The organism is Pseudomonas sp. MAFF 730105 (assembly GCF_055380705.1).
The window spans coordinates 4,307,512-4,324,689 of record NZ_AP018438.1 but is presented as its reverse complement, the minus strand read 5'-3'; the positions used below and the strand labels follow the sequence as shown (position 1 = coordinate 4,324,689).

At 62.8% G+C, this 17,178-nt stretch carries 17 protein-coding genes and 1 pseudogene; 4 read left to right on the top strand and 14 right to left on the bottom strand.

Annotation, left to right across the window (positions count from 1 at the left end; genetic code table 11):
• Window positions 1–8: 8 nt before the first annotated feature.
• Genes PCOSP_RS18385 through PCOSP_RS18370 form a run of 4 tightly spaced genes read right to left on the bottom strand, consistent with a single transcriptional unit; the run spans window position 9 to window position 3,731 of the window.
• A complete protein-coding gene (locus PCOSP_RS18385) occupies window positions 9–2,099 on the bottom strand; it encodes a chemotaxis protein CheA (RefSeq protein WP_464709236.1) in 2,091 nt (696 codons plus the stop codon).
• A 40-nt stretch (window positions 2,100–2,139) separates the two neighbouring features.
• Complete coding sequence (locus tag PCOSP_RS18380) at window positions 2,140–2,424, bottom strand: STAS domain-containing protein (protein ID WP_175362164.1); 285 nt, start codon at window positions 2,422–2,424, stop codon at window positions 2,140–2,142.
• A 15-nt stretch (window positions 2,425–2,439) separates the two neighbouring features.
• A complete protein-coding gene (locus PCOSP_RS18375; RefSeq protein WP_003203044.1) occupies window positions 2,440–2,808 on the bottom strand; it encodes a response regulator in 369 nt (122 codons plus the stop codon).
• Window positions 2,809–2,819: 11 nt separating this feature from the next.
• On the bottom strand, window positions 2,820–3,731 hold the full coding sequence (locus PCOSP_RS18370; protein WP_464711965.1) for a methyl-accepting chemotaxis protein: 912 nt from the start codon (window positions 3,729–3,731) through the stop codon (window positions 2,820–2,822).
• Window positions 3,732–4,453: 722 nt separating this feature from the next.
• Here PCOSP_RS18370 and PCOSP_RS18365 point away from each other — a divergent pair.
• Both PCOSP_RS18365 and PCOSP_RS18360 read left to right on the top strand, forming a co-directional pair.
• Window positions 4,454–5,799 (top strand): annotated as a pseudogene (locus PCOSP_RS18365) (MATE family efflux transporter).
• A gap of 143 nt (window positions 5,800–5,942) precedes the next feature.
• A complete protein-coding gene (locus PCOSP_RS18360) occupies window positions 5,943–6,608 on the top strand; it encodes an HAD-IA family hydrolase (protein WP_464709234.1) in 666 nt (221 codons plus the stop codon).
• A 127-nt stretch (window positions 6,609–6,735) separates the two neighbouring features.
• On the opposite strand, the gene ppnN is transcribed toward PCOSP_RS18360, so the two are convergent.
• Entirely contained in the window at window positions 6,736–8,109 is a 1,374-nt protein-coding gene (gene ppnN / locus PCOSP_RS18355; RefSeq protein WP_139648620.1) for a nucleotide 5'-monophosphate nucleosidase PpnN, read from the bottom strand.
• Window positions 8,110–8,326: 217 nt separating this feature from the next.
• Here ppnN and PCOSP_RS18350 point away from each other — a divergent pair, with 217 nt between their 5' ends.
• On the top strand, window positions 8,327–8,860 hold the full coding sequence (locus PCOSP_RS18350) for a DUF3087 family protein (RefSeq protein ID WP_464709233.1): 534 nt from the start codon (window positions 8,327–8,329) through the stop codon (window positions 8,858–8,860).
• A gap of 41 nt (window positions 8,861–8,901) precedes the next feature.
• Here the strand turns inward: PCOSP_RS18350 and PCOSP_RS18345 are convergent, their stop codons facing one another.
• The 8 genes from PCOSP_RS18345 to PCOSP_RS18310 all read right to left on the bottom strand — a co-directional run bounded on the left by PCOSP_RS18345 (window position 8,902) and on the right by PCOSP_RS18310 (window position 15,427).
• The gene (locus PCOSP_RS18345; RefSeq protein WP_175362168.1) at window positions 8,902–9,129 is read right to left on the bottom strand and encodes a hypothetical protein; all 228 of its coding nucleotides are present in this window, start codon (window positions 9,127–9,129) and stop codon (window positions 8,902–8,904) included.
• 63 nt (window positions 9,130–9,192) lie between these two features.
• Window positions 9,193–9,375 (bottom strand): con-10 family general stress protein, encoded by a 183-nt coding sequence (locus PCOSP_RS18340; RefSeq protein ID WP_139648623.1) that lies wholly within the window; start codon window positions 9,373–9,375, stop codon window positions 9,193–9,195.
• 274 nt (window positions 9,376–9,649) lie between these two features.
• On the bottom strand, window positions 9,650–10,213 hold the full coding sequence (locus tag PCOSP_RS18335; protein ID WP_139648624.1) for an ATP-dependent Clp protease proteolytic subunit: 564 nt from the start codon (window positions 10,211–10,213) through the stop codon (window positions 9,650–9,652).
• Window positions 10,214–10,318: 105 nt separating this feature from the next.
• Entirely contained in the window at window positions 10,319–11,374 is a 1,056-nt protein-coding gene (locus tag PCOSP_RS18330; protein WP_139648625.1) for a DNA topoisomerase IB, read from the bottom strand.
• Between the two features lie 235 nt (window positions 11,375–11,609).
• The gene (gene modC, locus PCOSP_RS18325; RefSeq protein ID WP_464709231.1) at window positions 11,610–12,689 is read right to left on the bottom strand and encodes a molybdenum ABC transporter ATP-binding protein; all 1,080 of its coding nucleotides are present in this window, start codon (window positions 12,687–12,689) and stop codon (window positions 11,610–11,612) included.
• 3 nt (window positions 12,690–12,692) lie between these two features.
• Complete coding sequence (gene modB, locus PCOSP_RS18320; protein WP_139648629.1) at window positions 12,693–13,373, bottom strand: molybdate ABC transporter permease subunit; 681 nt, start codon at window positions 13,371–13,373, stop codon at window positions 12,693–12,695.
• A complete protein-coding gene (gene modA, locus PCOSP_RS18315) occupies window positions 13,374–14,126 on the bottom strand; it encodes a molybdate ABC transporter substrate-binding protein (RefSeq protein WP_139648631.1) in 753 nt (250 codons plus the stop codon). It abuts the gene before it with no gap.
• Window positions 14,127–14,353: 227 nt separating this feature from the next.
• Complete coding sequence (locus PCOSP_RS18310; RefSeq protein WP_139648632.1) at window positions 14,354–15,427, bottom strand: NAD(P)H-dependent flavin oxidoreductase; 1,074 nt, start codon at window positions 15,425–15,427, stop codon at window positions 14,354–14,356.
• 148 nt (window positions 15,428–15,575) lie between these two features.
• Between PCOSP_RS18310 and PCOSP_RS18305 the strand changes: the two genes are divergently transcribed.
• Window positions 15,576–16,064, top strand: a complete 489-nt coding sequence (locus PCOSP_RS18305) for a GyrI-like domain-containing protein (RefSeq protein WP_139648634.1) — start codon at window positions 15,576–15,578, stop codon at window positions 16,062–16,064.
• Here PCOSP_RS18305 and ada read toward each other — a convergent pair.
• Window positions 16,028–17,101 carry a bifunctional DNA-binding transcriptional regulator/O6-methylguanine-DNA methyltransferase Ada gene (gene ada / locus PCOSP_RS18300; RefSeq protein WP_464709230.1) on the bottom strand — a complete coding sequence of 358 codons (1,074 nt, stop codon included), beginning with the start codon at window positions 17,099–17,101 and terminating at the stop codon, window positions 16,028–16,030. The two genes, PCOSP_RS18305 and ada, sit on opposite strands and share 37 nt — an antisense overlap.
• Between the last annotated feature and the right edge of the window lie 77 nt (window positions 17,102–17,178).

The window sequence follows — 17,178 nt, the reverse complement described above, 5'->3', positions numbered from 1 at the left end:
CTAAAGCGTCAGCGAGCGTTGGCTTGTGAGAATTGGGTAGGGGTGTAGCGGTTTTCTATCTGGGCGATCTGGGTGAGCAGCGCCGGCACGTCGAGAATCAGGGCCACGGCGCCGCTGCCCAGGATGGTCGAGCCACTGATGCCGCGCAGTGCGCCGAACAACTTGCCCAAGGGCTTGATGACAGTCTGGAATTCGCCGAGCAGGTCATCCACTACCAGGCCGGCCTTGAGTTCGGCATAACGCACCACCACCACGTTCTGCCGGCGCGAAGCCCGGCCTTCGTGATTGAAGTGGTCGCGCAGGTACACCAGGGGCAGCACCTCGCCGCGCAGATCCAGGTAGCCCTGTTCGCGACTGGCGGTGCCGTCGTCTTCGCTCAGCTCGATGCACTCCTGGACCATGTCCAGTGGAATGACATAGGTGGACTGATCGATGCCCACCAGGAAGCCATTGATGATCGCCAGGGTCAGCGGCAAGCGGATGCGCACCACGGTGCCCCGGCCCGGCTGGCTGTCCAGGTCCACGGCGCCGCGCAGCAGGGTGATGTTGCGCTTGACCACGTCCATGCCCACGCCCCGCCCCGACAGGTTGGTGACGGCCTGGGCGGTGGAGAAGCCGGGTTCGAAAATCAGGTTGTAGATCTCCTGGTCGGTCGGGCTGGCGCCTGGGGCTACCAGGCCACGCTCCTGGGCCTTTTCCAGGATCCGGTCGCGGTCCAGGCCGGCGCCGTCGTCGGCGATCTCCAGCACGATGCTGCCCGAGTCGTGGTAGGCGTTGAGGTGCAGATGCCCCTTGGCTGGCTTGCCGGCGGCCAGCCGCGCTTCGGCGGTCTCGATGCCGTGGTCCATGGCGTTGCGCAGCAGGTGCATGAGCGGGTCGCCGATTTTTTCCACCACGGTCTTGTCCAGTTCGGTTTCCGCGCCGCTGATGATCAGGTCGATGTCCTTGCCCAGTTCCTGGCTGACATCGCGCACCACCCGGCGGAACCGGTTGAAGGTTTCACCGATGGGGATCATGCGCAGGCGCAACGCACCGTCGAGGATTTCTTCCACCAACCCGGACACCGTCGAGGTGGCTTCCTGCAACGAATCGTCGTGGCAGTTGCGGGCCAGCAGGCTGGTGCCGGCACTGGCGATGACCAGTTCACCCACCAGGTTGATCAGTTCGTCGAGCTTGTCGGCATTGACCCGCACATAGGCGCCATCCTTGGCTTTGTTTTCACTGCTGGCCGGTGGCCTTTCGGCAGGAAGTTGGGCCGCCGTTCGCGGCGTCTTGCGCTGGTCCGGCAGCAGTTCGCCGGTGGCGACCAGCGCCGTGCTCTCGTCGTTCGATTCCTGGGCGGTGGCGACCAGCCCGGTGTTCGCACGCTCGTCGACGGCCACGATCTCGATCAGACAATCCTCCCGGACGAAATCGAAGACTTCATTGATTGCGCTGTGGCTGGCGGCTGAACGGAAGTCGATGTCGAACCCCAGGTAGCAGGATTCGGCGTCAAAGGCTTCGACGTTGGGCAACGTCTCGGTCTGCGTGTCGAGGTGGACGATTTCGCCGAGGGTCTGCAGATAGCGCAGGAACGACAGCGGGTCCATGCCGTTGCGGAACACGTCCTGGCCGAAGCGCAGGGAAATGTGCCAGAGGCGCGTCTCGGACGGTTCCTGTGTGGCGGTTTCAGCCACCGGTGCCGGCGCGTCGTCAGGCGGGGGCGCCTGGTACTCCTGCAGGACCTGGCACAGCTCCATCTCCCGCTTCAGGGCCGGCGGCGCCAGTGTCCCGCCCTGGTTGGCCACCACGTTGATCAGTTCCAGCATGTGGTCGCTGGACTTGAGCAGCACGGCGATCAGGCCGGTGTCGACTTCGACGCTGCCGTTGCGCAAGCGGTCGAGCACATCTTCGACGATGTGGGTGAAGCTGACGATCGGTTCCAGGCCGAACAGTCCGGCCGAGCCCTTGATGGTGTGGGCCGCGCGGAAGATCGCACCGATGGCGTCATCGTCGGCCGGGTCGTTTTCCAGTTGCAGCAGGGATTCTTCCATTGCCTGCAACTGCTCCCGTGCCTCGACGATGAACGTTTGTTGTGCCTGGTCGAGATTGATGCTCACGCTCATATCCTTTGTCGTGTCGGGCGGTGACGGCTGGACCCTAGGCCAGCAGGTTGCACAGCTCGAGCGTTTCGCTGACAGCTTTGCTGCGAGCGGTCAGGGTCAACTGGGTGCCGGCCTTCGGCGCCTCGCGCAGGGCTATCAGCAGCAGTTGCAGGCCGGCGCCGTCCATTTCGGTCACCTGTGACAGGTCCAGCTCCATGGCCGGCGCATTGCCCAGGCATGGCAGCAATTGCGCGGCCAGGTCGGCGGCGGTGTAGATCGTCAGCTCGCCGTCGATCTGCACCTGTGCGGTGTCACCCTGTGTTTCGTACAGCAGCGGCATCACAGCCTCCGGCCATCAAGGAAGGATCAGTTTGGAAACCGCCGCCAGCATTTGCGCGGGTTGGAACGGCTTGACCACCCAGGCCTTGGCGCCTGCCGCCTGGCCTTCCTGTTTCTTCGATTCCTGGGACTCGGTGGTGAGCATGATGATCGGCGTGAACTTGTAGCTGGCCAGCTTCTTGACCTCCTTGACGAAGGTGATGCCGTCCATGTTTGGCATGTTCACGTCACTGATGATCAGGTGCACTTTCTGCCCATTGAGCTTGCCCAGCGCATCCTTGCCATCGCTGGCCTCTATCACGTCGTAGCCGGCACTTTTCAACGCAATGCCGACGACCTGCCGAACGCTCGCGGAGTCGTCGACAACCAATACACTTTTAGCCATGAACGGCTCTCCTAAAAGAAGGTTATTTCCTGTGAAGCTTGTTGCACGCCCGAGTCGCCGTGGTGGTTGCGGCGTTGCTCGTCGGTGGCATAAGTGGTTTCCATGCGGGCCAGCCATTGGCGGGCATCGATGGACACGGCCTGGTCGGGCGACTGGCTGGCCTGCTGCATATGCACGTGCAGGTCCTCGATGTTGTCGCGCACGTGGCTGAGGATCTGGCTGACCCGATCCTGGAATTGCAGGCTGACCAGCACCTCGGTGAGTTCGTCGCGGATGCCGAAGCTTTCCTGTTGCAGCAGGTCCGCCGAGTCGGCGAGCTGCCCGGTGACGCTTTTGAAACGCTCCAATACGCGCTGGATGCTGTCCTCGGACGTGGACACCGATTGGCTGTCCTGGTCGGCGCCACTGGAGGCGGCCTGGACCAGTTGGGTAATGGCGGTGTTGATGATGTCGACCTTGGCCGACATCTGCTGGCCGGTCTCGCTGGACTTGCTCGACAGGCTGCGCACGGCGTCGGCCACCACCGCAAAACCGCGCCCGGCTTCACCGGCCCGGGCGGCTTCGATGGCGGCGTTGAGGGCCAGCAGGTTGGTTTGCGCGGCAATCGCGGCGACGTCGGCGGCCATGGTCCGCAGCTCGCCGGTGTAGGCGGTGAGGTTACGCACCTGGGCCAGGGTTTCGTCACGGCTGGCTTGGGTGGCTTTCAGGGAATCGATCACCCGCACCAGCTCGTTTTCGCTCTGGGCCAGCACCTGCAAGGCGCCGCCATTGCTTTTCCCGGCCAGCTCGCCGGCGGCCAGTTGCGAGGCTTGCACGGTTTCTTCCAGGCGTGACGAAATGCCGGTAAAGCGGCTGGTCAGCGAGACGATCGCGGCCTCGGTCTGTTGCCGGGAGCTTTCCACCTGCTTGGCCCAGATCGGCATGGCACCGAGGATGACTTCGTTGAGTTGCGCGCTGGCCTTATGGGTGGCGTGCTCGCTGGCTTGCAGGTCGTGCCGGGCGGCGGAGGCGCTGACCGTGTCGTCCCATTGCCGGCGTTGTGCACGTGCGCCCCATACGCCTGCGCCGAGGCCAAGGGCCAGCAGCACCGCGCTGAAACCGATGTTCTGGGCATTCGTCTCGTTGAGCGTCAACACGCCGACAGCCGCGGCAACGGCCACGAGCACGGGGCTCCAGAGCAGGCGAGAAGGGGTTGAAGATAAGGAATGACCGTGTGGGTACGACGTCATGGTTCGGTCCTTGAACAGTGTTGCTAACTGGTTATTGGCGAATAACTGGTTATCTGCGACCTCGGATTTGACTTGAAGACCAGTCGTCCGATTTCCGACTTCTGTAGGCAACGACCTACTCAGGGCGTGGCACTGTGCTACTTCAGATTAGTCACAGTCTGTGAAATGTCGAATCGGCCTGACGAAGGTAGCTGCCAGCCTTAGTGAACCTTGTGGCGAGGGGATTTATCCCCGCTGGGTTGCGTAGCAGCCCCAAAACCAGACACCTCGGTGTGTCAGGTTGTTCGGGTTTGACTGGTTCGGGGCCGCTTCGCAGCCCAGCGGGGCGGTGCGACGTTTCGCTAAATCCCCTCGCCACAAGTATGGATTGCGCTAAATTAGCCACACCCGAATTGAACCTGCCATCAAGAGCCCCCATGCCGACCCAGCCGCTCTGGAAAACCTACCTCCTTTTTCTCATCCCCATGGTCCTGTCCAATTTCTTGCAGTCCATGTCCGGCACGCTCAACAGCATCTACATCGGTCAGATGCTCGGCACCCAGGCACTGGCGGCGGTGTCGGGGATGTTTCCAATCCTGTTTTTCTTCATTGCACTGGTGATCGGCCTGGGCGCGGGGGCCGGGGTGTTGATCGGGCAGGCCTACGGCGCCCGGGAAACCGGCACGGTGAAGGCGATTGCCGGCTCGACGCTGTTGTTGGGAGCGATCATCGGACTGGTGGCGGCGGTGCTCGGCAGCGTCTTTACGCGTCAGGCCCTGCAAGGCTTGGGCACGCCGGCGGATGTGCTGGAAGACGCCGTTGCCTATGCCCGGGTCATGATGTGGATTCTGCCGATATTGCTGGTGTTCGTATTGTTCACCCAGCTGTTGCGCGGGGTCAGCGATACGCTGACGCCGTTGCTGGCGTTGATGGTGTCCACCGGGGTCGGGATGCTGCTCACCCCGGCGCTGATTCGTGGCTGGCTGGGCTTGCCGCAGATGGGCATCCAGAGCGCGGCACTGGCGGGGCTGGTGGGCACGGCGTCGGCCATGGTGTTGCTGGCGTGGCGCTTGAACCGTCGTGAGCATGCCCTGGCACCGGACCGGGCGTTGTTCGCGGCGATGCGCCTGGACCGGGAGATCCTCGCCAAGGTGCTGCGCATCGGCCTGCCGACGGGGTTGCAGATGGTGGTGATCTCCCTGTCGGAACTGGTGATCCTGGCGCTGGTCAATCGCCACGGTTCACAGGCCACGGCGGCCTACGGCGCGGTGACGCAGATCGTCAACTACGTGCAGTTCCCGGCGTTGTCGATTGCCATCAGTGCCTCGATCCTCGGTGCCCAGGCCATTGGCGCCGGACGCCTGGAGCGCCTGGGGCCGATCCTGCGCACGGGGCTGCTGATCAACGTCTACCTGACGGGGGACTGGTGTTGCTGGGGTACCTGTTGTCCCATTGGCTGCTGGGGTTGTTCATCACCGACCCGGCGGCACGGGTCCAGGCCGAACACCTGCTGCACATCATGCTCTGGAGCTTGCTGGTGTTCGGTTTCCAGGCCATCGTCAGCGGCATCATGCGCGCCAGCGGCACGGTGCTGCCGACGGTGGCGATTTCGATTTTCTGCATCATTGGCGTGCAGGTGCCGGCGGCTTACCTGCTCGACGCTCACTTCGGCCTGGAAGGGGTATGGATAGCGTTTCCCGTGGCGTACCTGAGCATGTTGTTGCTGCAGGTGCTGTATTACAAACGGGTCTGGCAACATCAGTCGATCGAGCGGTTGGTATAAATACCCCAGACACCATAGCCCCCCTGTGGGAGCGAGCCTGCTCGCGATAGCGGTGTGTCAGGCAACCTCCAATCGACGGTGCCGACGCATTCGCGAGCAAGCCCGCTCCCACCGGGGACCAATGTTTTGACTGTGAGAATCCGATGTCCGTAAAGCACTCATCCAAGGCCTACCACGCCTTTCTCTTCGACATGGACGGCACCCTGCTGAACTCCATCGCCGCCGCCGAGCGGATCTGGACCCGCTGGGCGCTGCGCCACGGCGTGGACGTGGCGGCGTTCCTGCCCACCATCCATGGCGTGAGGGCCATCGACACCATCGCGCGCCAACATCTGCCGGGCGTGGACGCCCAGGCTGAAGCCGAGCGGATTACCCGGGAGGAAATCGAAGACGTCGAAGGCGTGGTGGCCGTGCCGGGCGCCGTGGCGTTCTTGAATGGCCTGCCTCCCGAGCGCTGGGCGATCGTCACCTCGGCCCCTATGGCACTGGCTTTGCGTCGGATGGAGGCCGCCGGCATCCCGCGTTCCGCCGTGATGGTCACCGCCGAAGATGTCAGCGACGGCAAACCCAACCCCGCCTGTTATCGATTGGCTGCCGAGCGGTTGCGAGTGGCATCGGAGGATTGTCTGGTGTTCGAGGATGCCGACGCCGGTATTCGGGCCGGCGAGGCGGCGGGGGCGGATGTGATGGTGGTGACGGCGACGCACGTGCATCCGGTGCACACTGTCCATCCGTCGATCAAGGATTACCTTGGGCTTGGCGTTGGATTGGATGCATCAGGATTGATGCAGCTGAACACAATTCTGTAGCCGCAGCAGACCCCTGTGTGGGAGCGAGCCTGCTCGCGATGACGGCGGTACATTCAGCATCAATGCAACTGAACCACCGCTATCGCGAGCAGGCTCGCTCCCACAAGGGGCCGGGTGTTCCGGAGGGTCAGGTCACCACGCGATAGCACGGCACATAGGCCGCGCCGCCCGGCAGTTTCATCCGGTGCTGGGCGACGAAGGCCTGGAGCAGGCGGTCGAGGGGTTCCATGATGGCGGGGTCGCCGTGGATTTCGTAAGGGCCGTGTTCTTCGATCAGGCGGATCCCCTTGTCCTTGACGTTACCGGCCACGATTCCGGAGAACGCACGGCGCAGGTTGGCGGCCAGCTCATGGGACGGCAGGTCGAGGCTCAAGCCCAGGCTGGCCATGTTGGCGTGGGTCGGATCGAACGGACGCTGGAAGCCTTCATCGATCTTCAGCAGCCAGTTGAAGTGAAAGGCGTCGTTGCGCTCGCGGCGGAACTGCTTCACTTCCTTGAGCCCCTGAGTCATCTGCCGTGCCACTTCGGCCGGGTCGTCGACGATGATCTGGTAATGCTTCTGGGCCGCTTCGCCGAGAGTCGCACCGACAAAGGCATGCAACTGATCGAAGTACGGCGCGGCGCTTTTCGGCCCCGTGAGCACGACCGGGAAGGGCAGGTCCTGGTTGGCCGGGTGCATCAGGATGCCCAGCAGGTACAGGAACTCTTCCGCCGTACCGGCACCGCCCGGGAAGATGATGATGCCATGGCCGACACGCACGAAGGCTTCCAGGCGTTTCTCGATGTCCGGCAGGATCACCAGCTCGTTGACGATCGGATTTGGCGCCTCGGCGGCGATGATGCCCGGTTCGGTCAGGCCCAGGTAGCGGCCGCCATGGATGCGTTGCTTGGCATGGGCAATGGTGGCGCCTTTCATCGGGCCCTTCATCACGCCCGGGCCGCAGCCGGTGCAGATGTCCAGACTGCGCAGGCCCAGTTCGTGGCCAACCTTCTTGGTGTACTTGTATTCTTCGGTGTTGATCGAGTGACCACCCCAGCACACGACGATTTTCGGCTCTACACCTGGACGCAAGGTGCGGGCGTTGCGCAGCAGGTGGAAGACGTAGTCGCTGATGCCCTGGGACGAGCTCAGGTCGATGCGCTGGCTGTCCAGCTCGTTCTCGGTGTAGACGATGTCGCGCAGGGCGCTGAACAGCATTTCCCGGGTGCTGGCGATCATCTCGCCGTCGACGAAGGCGTCGGCCGGCGCGTTCAACAGTTCCAGGCGCACGCCACGGTCCTGTTGATGAATGCGGATCTCGAAGTCCTTGTAGGCCTCCAGGATGGTCTTGGCGTTGTCGACATGGGCGCCGGTATTGAGGATGGCCAGGGCGCACTGGCGGAACAAGGTATAGATGCTGCCGGAACCGGCTTCGCTCAGTTGCTGGACTTCGCGCTGGGACAGGGTCTCCAGGCTGCCTTTCGGGCTCACTGAAGCGTTGATTACATGTCTTTGAGTCATTCAGCTTTCCTTGAAAACGATGCCGTGCACACAACGACGGCATCTTGAAAAAAACGTCCCCGCGCAAAGATCGCACGATCCTTGTGGTATCGCCATGGACTTTGATCCGGTTCCTTCGGCTCGTCTGCCGCACAAAATGAGCCCCAGCATAGCTAAATCGGCCGGGCAGGCGATAATGCTCGACTCTTTTTGTCCCGTACAAGGAAATTGCACTGCGATGTTCGAGATCAAACCGTGGGACGCCGACCTCTACCGACAGCAGACCCGCCGCAGCACACTGATCATCGCCGTGGTGTTCCTGGCGCTGGCCATGCTGTTGTCCAGCCTGGCCGTGATGCTGTTCGGCACGCCTGGGGCCGATAATTTTCGCTTCAACCTCGGCGGGGTGATTGTGGCAGTGCTGGTGATGGCCGCGCTGATGCGTCTGTATCTCTGGACGCAACCCTGGATGGCGGCGGCGGTGTACGGCTGGCAACTCAAGCGCAATCTGATGCGCGTCACCAACGTCATGCATCAGGTGACGGACGGCGTACAGGCCCGGGATCCGGTCGCCATGAAGGTGTTGCGGTTCTATCACCTGGGGCTGGCCCAGATGCATCAGCTGGATGGCAATTCAAGTGATCAGCAGGCGCTGGTGCGAGAAGCCGATGGACATGCGGAGACGATGCGGGGGATGGGCCTGGACACTGAGCAGTCGAGCCTGGACCTGGCGTGGATCGATACGCTGAAGAAGACTTATGCGCAGCGTTGATCGGCTCTCGGATAACCTGATAAACATTTAAACACTATCAGCTATGGCTGTTTAAAGTGTCCGGGTACGCCATGTTCCTGTTCAATGGGTCGTGTTCTTTTCTGAACTTGAACATCACTCAATTGAGCGTCTTGGAGTTCACTGAAAGAAACTCTTAACAGGGCTTCGGCTTCGCTGACACTCAATGTCTCGCTGTCGGCTTGCATCACGCGGCTATCAGGTTGGCCGTTGGCGATAAAGCTGACGATGAACCGCTCCGGGGTGCTCATGCTTCACCTCGATTCATCGAGCACCAGGGCGCAGCAAGGCTGCGCCCCAGCGGGTCTCAGGGGTTAGGACTTCCTGCCAGCGCCGCTCTGGCCGCGTTCGCTGCCTTTGCTGCCAGCGCCAGAGCCTTTTTGGCGGTCGTTGGTGTTGCTGCCGCCCGATGCCTGTCCGCCTTTCTTACCGGCTTCAGATGCTTTTTCACGATCATTTGCGAAGTTGCCTGGGTTTTTGTTTCCGCTGTTAGCCATTTCGAGAATCCTCATACTGGTTTAAGCGAGCAACGTGCCTCGCATTAAATGTGAAAGGTAAGTGGCGAAGGAAGTTTAATAAAAGCGTTGTACTGGCGACGAATGGTCATTGGATGTTAATTAAAAGAGTTGTCTCGCCGCTTCGCTTCGTAGTTGTAAGGAATTGAATATTTTTATAATGAAGCAAGGAATACCTCATTTTGTTAATCGCATTAAAAGAGCGTTGCTCCCACAAACGGTGGCTTAACTGACAGGCGTTGCGCCACCCGGGGCCTCAATCCTCACCACCGCTGACTTTCCAGTGCCTGGCGTCCGTGGGGAAGACCACCTGTTCGACCCGGTGGGCGATGCCGAAGGCCAGGGAGTTTTCCGCCGGAATGACCCGTTCCTCATTGCACAGGCATTTGAATATATCCAGCTGCGTGGCAGCCCCGGCGGTTTCCTTGACGTAGATCTCCACGTATCGCGCGACGTCGTTGTCCAGGCTGGACAGGTATTCGCGCAGACGCGAGTGATCCACCGATTTCTGGCCGAAATACCAGTTCATGGGATGGATCAGGAAGCGCGAATGAGGGGTTGTGGTGCGGTCGCTGGCGGCCAGGTACATGACGATGCCCATGGATTCGATATTGCCGGCGTTTACCGCACGCACCGGCACGGGGAGGGACTTGATGAAGGTGTAGAGGGTGAAGCCGAAGTTGGTGCTGCCGCCGACCGTGGAGAGATTGAGCATCAGTGAATCTGCGCCTTTCTCGATCGCCTCCAGGCAGTTGTCGCGGAAACGTTCGGTGGTTCCCTGATCGATCTGGCAATGAAAATGGACAATGTGTTCAGACATCGAGGACTCCTGTCGATTTCACGCGTGAGGTATTGCGGGACCGTACAGTTGGGAGTTCACCGTTGGCTGGATGTTCCTGAGGGAGAGACCATTGTTCGGGTCGTGTCAGCTTCCGAACTTCGACTCGCACGCTTGCGTGGCTTGCATCACCCGTTGCAAAAAAATCGCCAGCCCGGCTTCTTCTTCGCTGAGACCTTTACGGGCCCGGGGCTTGGGCAGTTGCTTCAACGTGCCGAGCAGGAAACCTTCCAGCACCGCAGGATGAATGTAGCACTTGCGACAGACGGACGGCGTATTGCCCAATTGCCGGGCGACCTGCCTGACCATCTCGGCGATGTGTTTTTTCGCTTCTGTCTCGGTTTCCCAGCCCAACGTCCGCAAGCCTGCCAGGGCCGCCGCACTGCCGGCCCAGGTGCGGTAATCCTTGGCGGTGAACTCGGCGCCGGTCAGGGTCTTGAGGTAGGCATTGATGTCCGAGGAACTGATGGCGTGGCGCTCACCGTGTTCGTCCAGGTACTGGAACAGATTCTGCCCGGGTATTTCCTGGCAGCGCTTGATGATCCGTGCCAGGCGCCGGTCCTTCACGGTGATCTGGTGCTCGACGCCGCTCTTGCCACGGAACTGGAAGGCGATGGCGCTGCCGTTGACCTCGACATGTTTGCTGCGCAGGGTGGTCAGGCCATAAGAGCGATTCTCCCGGGCGTACTGGCTGTTGCCGACGCGGATCAAGGTCACGTCCAGCAAGGTGATGACGGTGGCCATGACTTTGTCGCGACTGAAACCGGGTGTCGCGAGAATCGCCTCCAGGCGTTTGCGCAAGCGGGGCAGGGTGCGACCGAACTCCAGCATCCGCGAATACTTGTCGGCATCGCGCACCTCGCGCCAGCGCGCGTGGTAACGGTATTGCTTGCGCCCGCGTGCGTCCCGGCCGGTGGCCTGGAGATGCCCGCGCGGGTCGGTGCAGATCCACACATCGGTATAGGCTGGCGGCACCGCAAGGGCATTGATGCGCTGGATTTCGGCCGCATCGGTGATACGTTGACCCTGAGGATCGAAATAACAGAACTTGCCCCGTAACTTCCTGCGGGTGATACCGGGGCCGGTGTCGTCGACATAATGCAGATCGGCCGGCAATGCTTCGGGCAGCGGAGTGTCGGGCATGGAGAAATCCTTGGCAGCTATGCGGTGGCCTATGGATTCATTGACCGCGGCCCGTTGCGGTCGTGCCGAAATTCTGAGAACACCCAGAACCCCTGTGGGAGCGAGCCTGCTCGCGATGACGGCGGTACGTTCAGCATCAATGCAACTGAACCACCGCTATCGCGAGCAGGCTCGCTCCCACAGGGAATAGCGAACGCTTCAAAAGACCGGTCGGCTGTCAGGCCGCGTCTACTGCTCAGGCCAACACCGCCACCGCCTTGATCTGCGCCCACAGCACCTGCCCCGGGTGCAGCGCCAACTGATCGCGGGAATAGCGGGTGATGCGGGCCAGCAGCGGCGTGCCGGCGGCTTCCAGGCGGATCAGCACGTGGGCGGCGTTGTCGGCGGCCAGTTCGCTGGTCACCGTGACCGGCAAGCGATTGAGGATACTGGTCTGGGCATCGTTCGCCAGGCTGAGGCTGACGTCCCGGGCCTGGACCTTGAAGCGCAGCGGCTGCCCGATGGCCAGCGGCGTATGGGCTACCCGCACGTGCAGCGGGCTACCGGGCAGTGTCAGGGTGAGCAATTGATAGGCGGGGTCGTAATCGCTGACCGTACCCTGGATCACCACGCCGGCGTCATCCCCCAGGGCCAGCGGCAGGTCGAGCCGCGCCAGGGTCTCGCCAATCGGCCCGCTGGCCAGCGCGCGGCCACCGTCGAGCAACACAATGTGATCGGCCAGGCGCGCCACTTCGTCCTGGGAATGACTGACGTACAGCACCGGGATGTCCAGCTCATCGTGGAGCCGTTGCAGGTAGGGCAGGATCTCGTTCTTGCGCCGGATGTCGAGCGCGGCCAGCGGCTCATCCATCAACAACAGGCGTGGGCTGGTCAGCAGGGCGCGGGCGATGCCCACCCGCTGGCGCTCACCGCCGGACAGGTTGTGGGGCTGGCGGTCGAGCAAGTGGCCGATGCCCAGCAGTTCGGTGGCCTGGTCCATGTCCACCCGCCGTTGCCCCGGGGCGATGCGCTTGAGACCGAATGCCAGGTTGGCCCGCACCGACAGATGGCTGAACAGGCTCGCCTCCTGGAACACATATCCCACTGCCCGTTGATGGGGCGGCACGAACATACCGCGCTCGCTGTCCTGCCACACCTCGCCGTTGATCCGCACGAAGCCTCGTGGCGCGCGCTCCAGGCCTGCGATGCAGCGCAGGCAGGTGGTCTTGCCGGAGCCGGATGGACCATACCACGCCGTCACGCCCCGGCCCGGCAGTTGCACATCCAGGTCCAGGGAAAAATCGCCCTGGTCGAGCTGCAAACGCGCCTGAATCATCGATCAGCTCCAGGCTGTCCGGGTCCTGCGGCGGGTATACAGCGCCAGCAGCACAACGAATGAAAATACCAGCATCGCCGCCGCCAGCCAGTGGGCCTGGGCGTATTCCAGGGCTTCGACGTGGTCGTAGATCTGCACCGACACCACCCGGGTCTTGTCCGGGATATTGCCGCCGATCATCAGCACCACGCCGAACTCGCCGACAGTGTGGGCGAAGCCGAGGATGGCCGCGGTGATGAAGCCGGGGCGGGCGAGGGGCAGGATGACGCTGAAGAAGGTGTCCCAGGGACCGGCGCGCAGGGTGGCGGCGACCTCCAGGGGGCGACTGCCGATGGCCGAGAACGCGTTCTGCAGGGGCTGCACCACAAACGGCATGGAATAGATCACCGAGCCGACTACCAGCCCGGCGAAACTGAACGTTAGGGTGCCCAGCCCGAGGGCCTGGGTCAACTGACCGATCCAGCCATTGGGCCCCAATGCCAGGAGCAGATAGAAACCGATCACCGTAGGCGGCAGCACCAGCGGCAGGGCCACCACCGCACCCACCGGCCCGCGCAACCAGGATCGGGTGCGCGACAGCCACAGGGCGACGGGCGTGCCGATGAGCAGCAGAATCACTGTGGTCAGCGAGGCGAGTTTGAGGGTCAGCCAGATCGCTGAATAATCGGCACTGGTCAGCGGCATTTAGCGTTGGTAACCGTAGGCTTGGATGATGGCGGTGGCTTTCGGGCCCTTGAGGTAGTCCATCAATGCCTTGGCGGCGGGGTTGTCGCGGCCTTTACTGAGGATCACCGCGTCCTGTTTGATCGGGTCGTGCAGTTCGGCCGGGACGATCCATGTCGAACCGCTGGTGAGCTTGCCGTCCTTGTACACCTGGGACAGCGCCACGAAGCCAAGTTCGGCGTTGCCGGTGGAGACGAATTGATAGGCCTGGGTGATGTTCTGGCCTTCGACGATCTTACCCTTGACCTCTGCGGCCAACCCCAGTTTGTCCAGCACCTGGGTCGCGGCCAGGCCGTAGGGCGCGGCCTTGGGATTGGCGATGGACAGGTGCTGGAAGCCGTTGTTCTTGAGGACCTGGCCCTGGTCGTCGACATAGCCGTCCCTGGCCGACCACAGCGCCAGCGTGCCGATGGCGTAGGTGAAGCGTGAACCCTTGACGGTGTCACCTTCGTTTTCCAGCTTGGCCGGGGTGGTGTCATCGGCGGCGAGGAACACTTCGAAGGGCGCGCCATTCTTGATCTGGGTATAGAACTGCCCCGTTGCACCGTAGGCTGCCACCAGTTTGTGGCCGGTGTCTTTTTCGAAGTCAGCGGCGATGGCCTGGATCGGTGCGGTGAAGTTGGCGGCCACGGCCACCTGTACTTCATCGGCCTCGACGGCGCCAGCGGCCAGGAAGGTGGTCAGCAGCAATGACGCGAAGCGGGTGGGGCGCATTGAAGACTCCGTAAGGGGTGGTTTCGCTATATACGGAAATATATAGCGAATGCCTGACAAACGGAATGTGAGTTTTGTGTTGTTGCTGTTGGCAGTGGGGTGAGAATGTGCCGGCCTCATCGCGAGCAGGCTCGCTCCCACAGGGATCTGTGCTTGATCCTGTTCTAGTACCGGACACTGTGGGAGCGAGCCTGCTCGCGATGGCGTCCGGGCCGGCGATGAGGCTCTCAGGCACTTGAACACTTGCCAAGCCGCGCCAGTGTTTCATCAGCCAGGCGCCGGGTCAGTTCGCCGGTCGGCAACTCCCGGCCCATGGGAAACGCCTGGCCCGCCCAGAGGTTGCTGAAATCGGCTTCGTCCTTGGCCCGTAGCGGCATCAAGGCACCACCTGCCAGGGGAAATGCCGGTGCCAGCGGGCTCATCGGGCCGACTTCGCGCATCACCCGGTTGACGATGCCCCGGGCCGGCCGCCCGGTGAACAGGTTGGTCACGGCGGTCTGGCTTTCCCGGGCGGTGCGCAGCGCCCGGTGGTGGGATGCGCTGATCTTGGCCTCGGGGGTGAACAGGTACGCGCTGCCCAGTTGCGCCGCCGATGCGCCGAGGGCAAACGCCGCAACGATTCCCCGCGCATCGCCGATGCCGCCGGTGGCGATCACCGGCACTTTCACCGCATCCACCACTTGGGGCAGCAAGGCGAACAGACCTACCTGGGTGTTGAGGTCGTCGCTGAGAAACATCCCACGGTGGCCGCCGGCTTCGTAGCCCATGGCGATGATCGCGTCGCAACCGTGCTGTTCCAGCCAGATAGCCTCCTCGACGGTGGTTGCCGAAGAAAGGATCTTCGCCCCGGTGGCCTTTACCCGATCCAGCAGGGATTGCTCCGGCAAGCCGAAATGGAAGCTGACCACTTTCGGTCGCATCTCCTCCAGCACCCGGCAGGCGGCATCGTCGAATGGCGTGCGGTTGGACACCGGCGTCGGCGCCTCGAAATCGGCGCCCAGTTCGTCATAGTAGGGCTTGAGTCGCTGCTTCCAGGCCTCGGCCCGCTGCTCGTCGAAGGCCGGTGGCTGATGGGAGAAAAAGTTCACATTGAACGGCTTGTCGGTCTGCTCGCTGATCGTCGTCAATGCCTGGCGCAGTTGCTCGACGTCCAGCATCGCCGCCGGCATCGAGCCCAGCCCGCCGGCATTGCAGGTGGCGACCACCATGGCGGGCCCGGTCACCCCGGCCAGCGGCCCCTGGATAATGGGCAGCTCGATACCGAGCAGGTCGAGGAGGCGGGTGTCTGGCCATTGGCTCATGTGCAGGGTGCTCCGGCAGGGCAAGAAACCCCGTTTGTAGCAGGTGTGGCCCCGCCAGGGCCAGTCGAGTTTTTCAATCGAAGGCAGCGCTTGATCCCTCGGGCGAGAGGATTACCATGCGTGCTTCACTCACCCAGGAGCCTTAGCCATGGATGTAAAACTCAAGGCAGTCGAACCCTTTAGCGTGGCGGGTTTGCAGGTCCGCACCCGCAACACCGATGAGCAGCAACCCGACACGGCAAGGATCGGCCCGATGTGGGAGCAGTTCTTCACCGAGGGCCTGTTCGACCGGATTCCAGCCAGACGCTCGGAGTCGTTCGTCTATGGGGTGTATTCCAATTATGAGTCCGATGCGACCGGGCACTTCGATGTGACGGCCGGCGTGGAGGTCGACGCGACGAGTCCAGGCTACCCCGCCGTGGACATCGAGGGCGGGGATTACCTGGTGTTCTCGGCCAAGGGGCCGATGCCCGACTGCGTGATCCAGACCTGGGGTCTGATCTGGGCGTATTTCGCCGACAACCCACAGACGGTGCGCCGCTTCGCCACCGACTTCGAGGTCTACAGCGGCCCCGATTCGGTGGCGATCTACATTGGCGTTCAGTCCCCGGACGAGCGCTCCAACGCCAGCAACTGACGCTTGCGCTCCACGCCCCAGCGATAGCCCGAGAGGTTGCCGTCGCTGCGCACCACCCGGTGACAGGGGATCGCCACGGCCAGGCTGTTGGCGCCGCAGGCCTGGGCCACTGCGCGCACGGCCTTGGGCAGGCCGATGCGCTGGGCGATCTCGGCGTAGCTGGCGGTGCTGCCGGACGGAATCTCCCGCAGGGCCTGCCAGACTCGCTCCTGGAACGCCGTGCCTTGTAAATCCAGGGGCAGGTTCAGGCCCAGGGCGGGCGCTTCGATGAAGCCGACCACCTGGGCGACCAGTTGCTCGAATTCCCGGTCGGCGCCGATGAGGTTGGCGCGGCGGAATTTATCCTGCAGGTCGCGGACCAGCGCGTCCGGGTCGTCCCCCAGCAGGATGGCACACACGCCTCGTTCGCTTTGCGCCACCAGGATCGCTCCCAGGGAGCATTGCCCGACGGCGAAGCGGATGTCGGTGTTCTGCCCGGCGGCACGGTAGTCGGCGGGTTTCATGCCCAGCACTTTATCGGCCGCTTCGTAAAAGCGGCTGTTGGAGTTGAAGCCGGCGTCGTACAACGCTTCGGTGACGGTCCCCGCGTCGGCCAGGCGTTCGCGCACCCTGCGCGAGCGGTGGGCGGCGGCATAGCCCTTGGGGGTCAGGCCAGTGACGGTCTTGAAGATCCGATGGAAATGGAAGGGGCTCAGGCCTGCGCTTTGCGCCAGTTCATTGAGCCCTGGCAGCTCCTCTGCCGCCTCGATCTGCCGGCAGGCCGCCGCGACCCGGGCGGCTTGTTGGGCGGCCACCTGGGTCTGGTCCCTGGCGGCGCGTTTGCTGGGACGATAGCCGGCGGCCTGGGCCTGTTCCGGCGTGTCGAAGAATTCGACATTCCGCGGATTGGGCAGGCGCGACAGGCTGCTGGGGTGGCAGTAGATACCGGTGGTTTTCACGCCGTAGACGAATTGCCCATCAGCGCGTGGGTCCCGGGCGAGCACGGCGGCCCAGCGGGGATCCAGTTCAGGGGCGAGGGTGTTCGAAGTGGTGTTCATGGTCGTTTTGTCCATTGGCCCGTTTTGGCTACCGTAACCAGCCTGCGGGAGGGCGACACTCCGGCTCTTGCGGTTGA

What these genes read in the sequence shown, in the direction of transcription:
- PCOSP_RS18380 (WP_175362164.1), bottom strand. Translation starts at nt 2,424, where the DNA reads ATGCCGCTGCTGTACGAAACACAGGGTGACACCGCACAGGTGCAGATC.
- PCOSP_RS18375 (WP_003203044.1), bottom strand. Translation starts at nt 2,808, where the DNA reads ATGGCTAAAAGTGTATTGGTTGTCGACGACTCCGCGAGCGTTCGGCAG.
- PCOSP_RS18370 (WP_464711965.1), bottom strand. Translation starts at nt 3,731, where the DNA reads ATGCCGATCTGGGCCAAGCAGGTGGAAAGCTCCCGGCAACAGACCGAG.
- PCOSP_RS18360 (WP_464709234.1), top strand. Translation starts at nt 5,943, where the DNA reads ATGTCCGTAAAGCACTCATCCAAGGCCTACCACGCCTTTCTCTTCGAC.
- ppnN (WP_139648620.1), bottom strand. Translation starts at nt 8,109, where the DNA reads ATGACTCAAAGACATGTAATCAACGCTTCAGTGAGCCCGAAAGGCAGC.
- PCOSP_RS18350 (WP_464709233.1), top strand. Translation starts at nt 8,327, where the DNA reads ATGTTCGAGATCAAACCGTGGGACGCCGACCTCTACCGACAGCAGACC.
- PCOSP_RS18345 (WP_175362168.1), bottom strand. Translation starts at nt 9,129, where the DNA reads ATGAGCACCCCGGAGCGGTTCATCGTCAGCTTTATCGCCAACGGCCAA.
- PCOSP_RS18340 (WP_139648623.1), bottom strand. Translation starts at nt 9,375, where the DNA reads ATGGCTAACAGCGGAAACAAAAACCCAGGCAACTTCGCAAATGATCGT.
- PCOSP_RS18335 (WP_139648624.1), bottom strand. Translation starts at nt 10,213, where the DNA reads ATGTCTGAACACATTGTCCATTTTCATTGCCAGATCGATCAGGGAACC.
- PCOSP_RS18330 (WP_139648625.1), bottom strand. Translation starts at nt 11,374, where the DNA reads ATGCCCGACACTCCGCTGCCCGAAGCATTGCCGGCCGATCTGCATTAT.
- modC (WP_464709231.1), bottom strand. Translation starts at nt 12,689, where the DNA reads ATGATTCAGGCGCGTTTGCAGCTCGACCAGGGCGATTTTTCCCTGGAC.
- modB (WP_139648629.1), bottom strand. Translation starts at nt 13,373, where the DNA reads ATGCCGCTGACCAGTGCCGATTATTCAGCGATCTGGCTGACCCTCAAA.
- modA (WP_139648631.1), bottom strand. Translation starts at nt 14,126, where the DNA reads ATGCGCCCCACCCGCTTCGCGTCATTGCTGCTGACCACCTTCCTGGCC.
- PCOSP_RS18310 (WP_139648632.1), bottom strand. Translation starts at nt 15,427, where the DNA reads ATGAGCCAATGGCCAGACACCCGCCTCCTCGACCTGCTCGGTATCGAG.
- PCOSP_RS18305 (WP_139648634.1), top strand. Translation starts at nt 15,576, where the DNA reads ATGGATGTAAAACTCAAGGCAGTCGAACCCTTTAGCGTGGCGGGTTTG.
- ada (WP_464709230.1), bottom strand. Translation starts at nt 17,101, where the DNA reads ATGAACACCACTTCGAACACCCTCGCCCCTGAACTGGATCCCCGCTGG.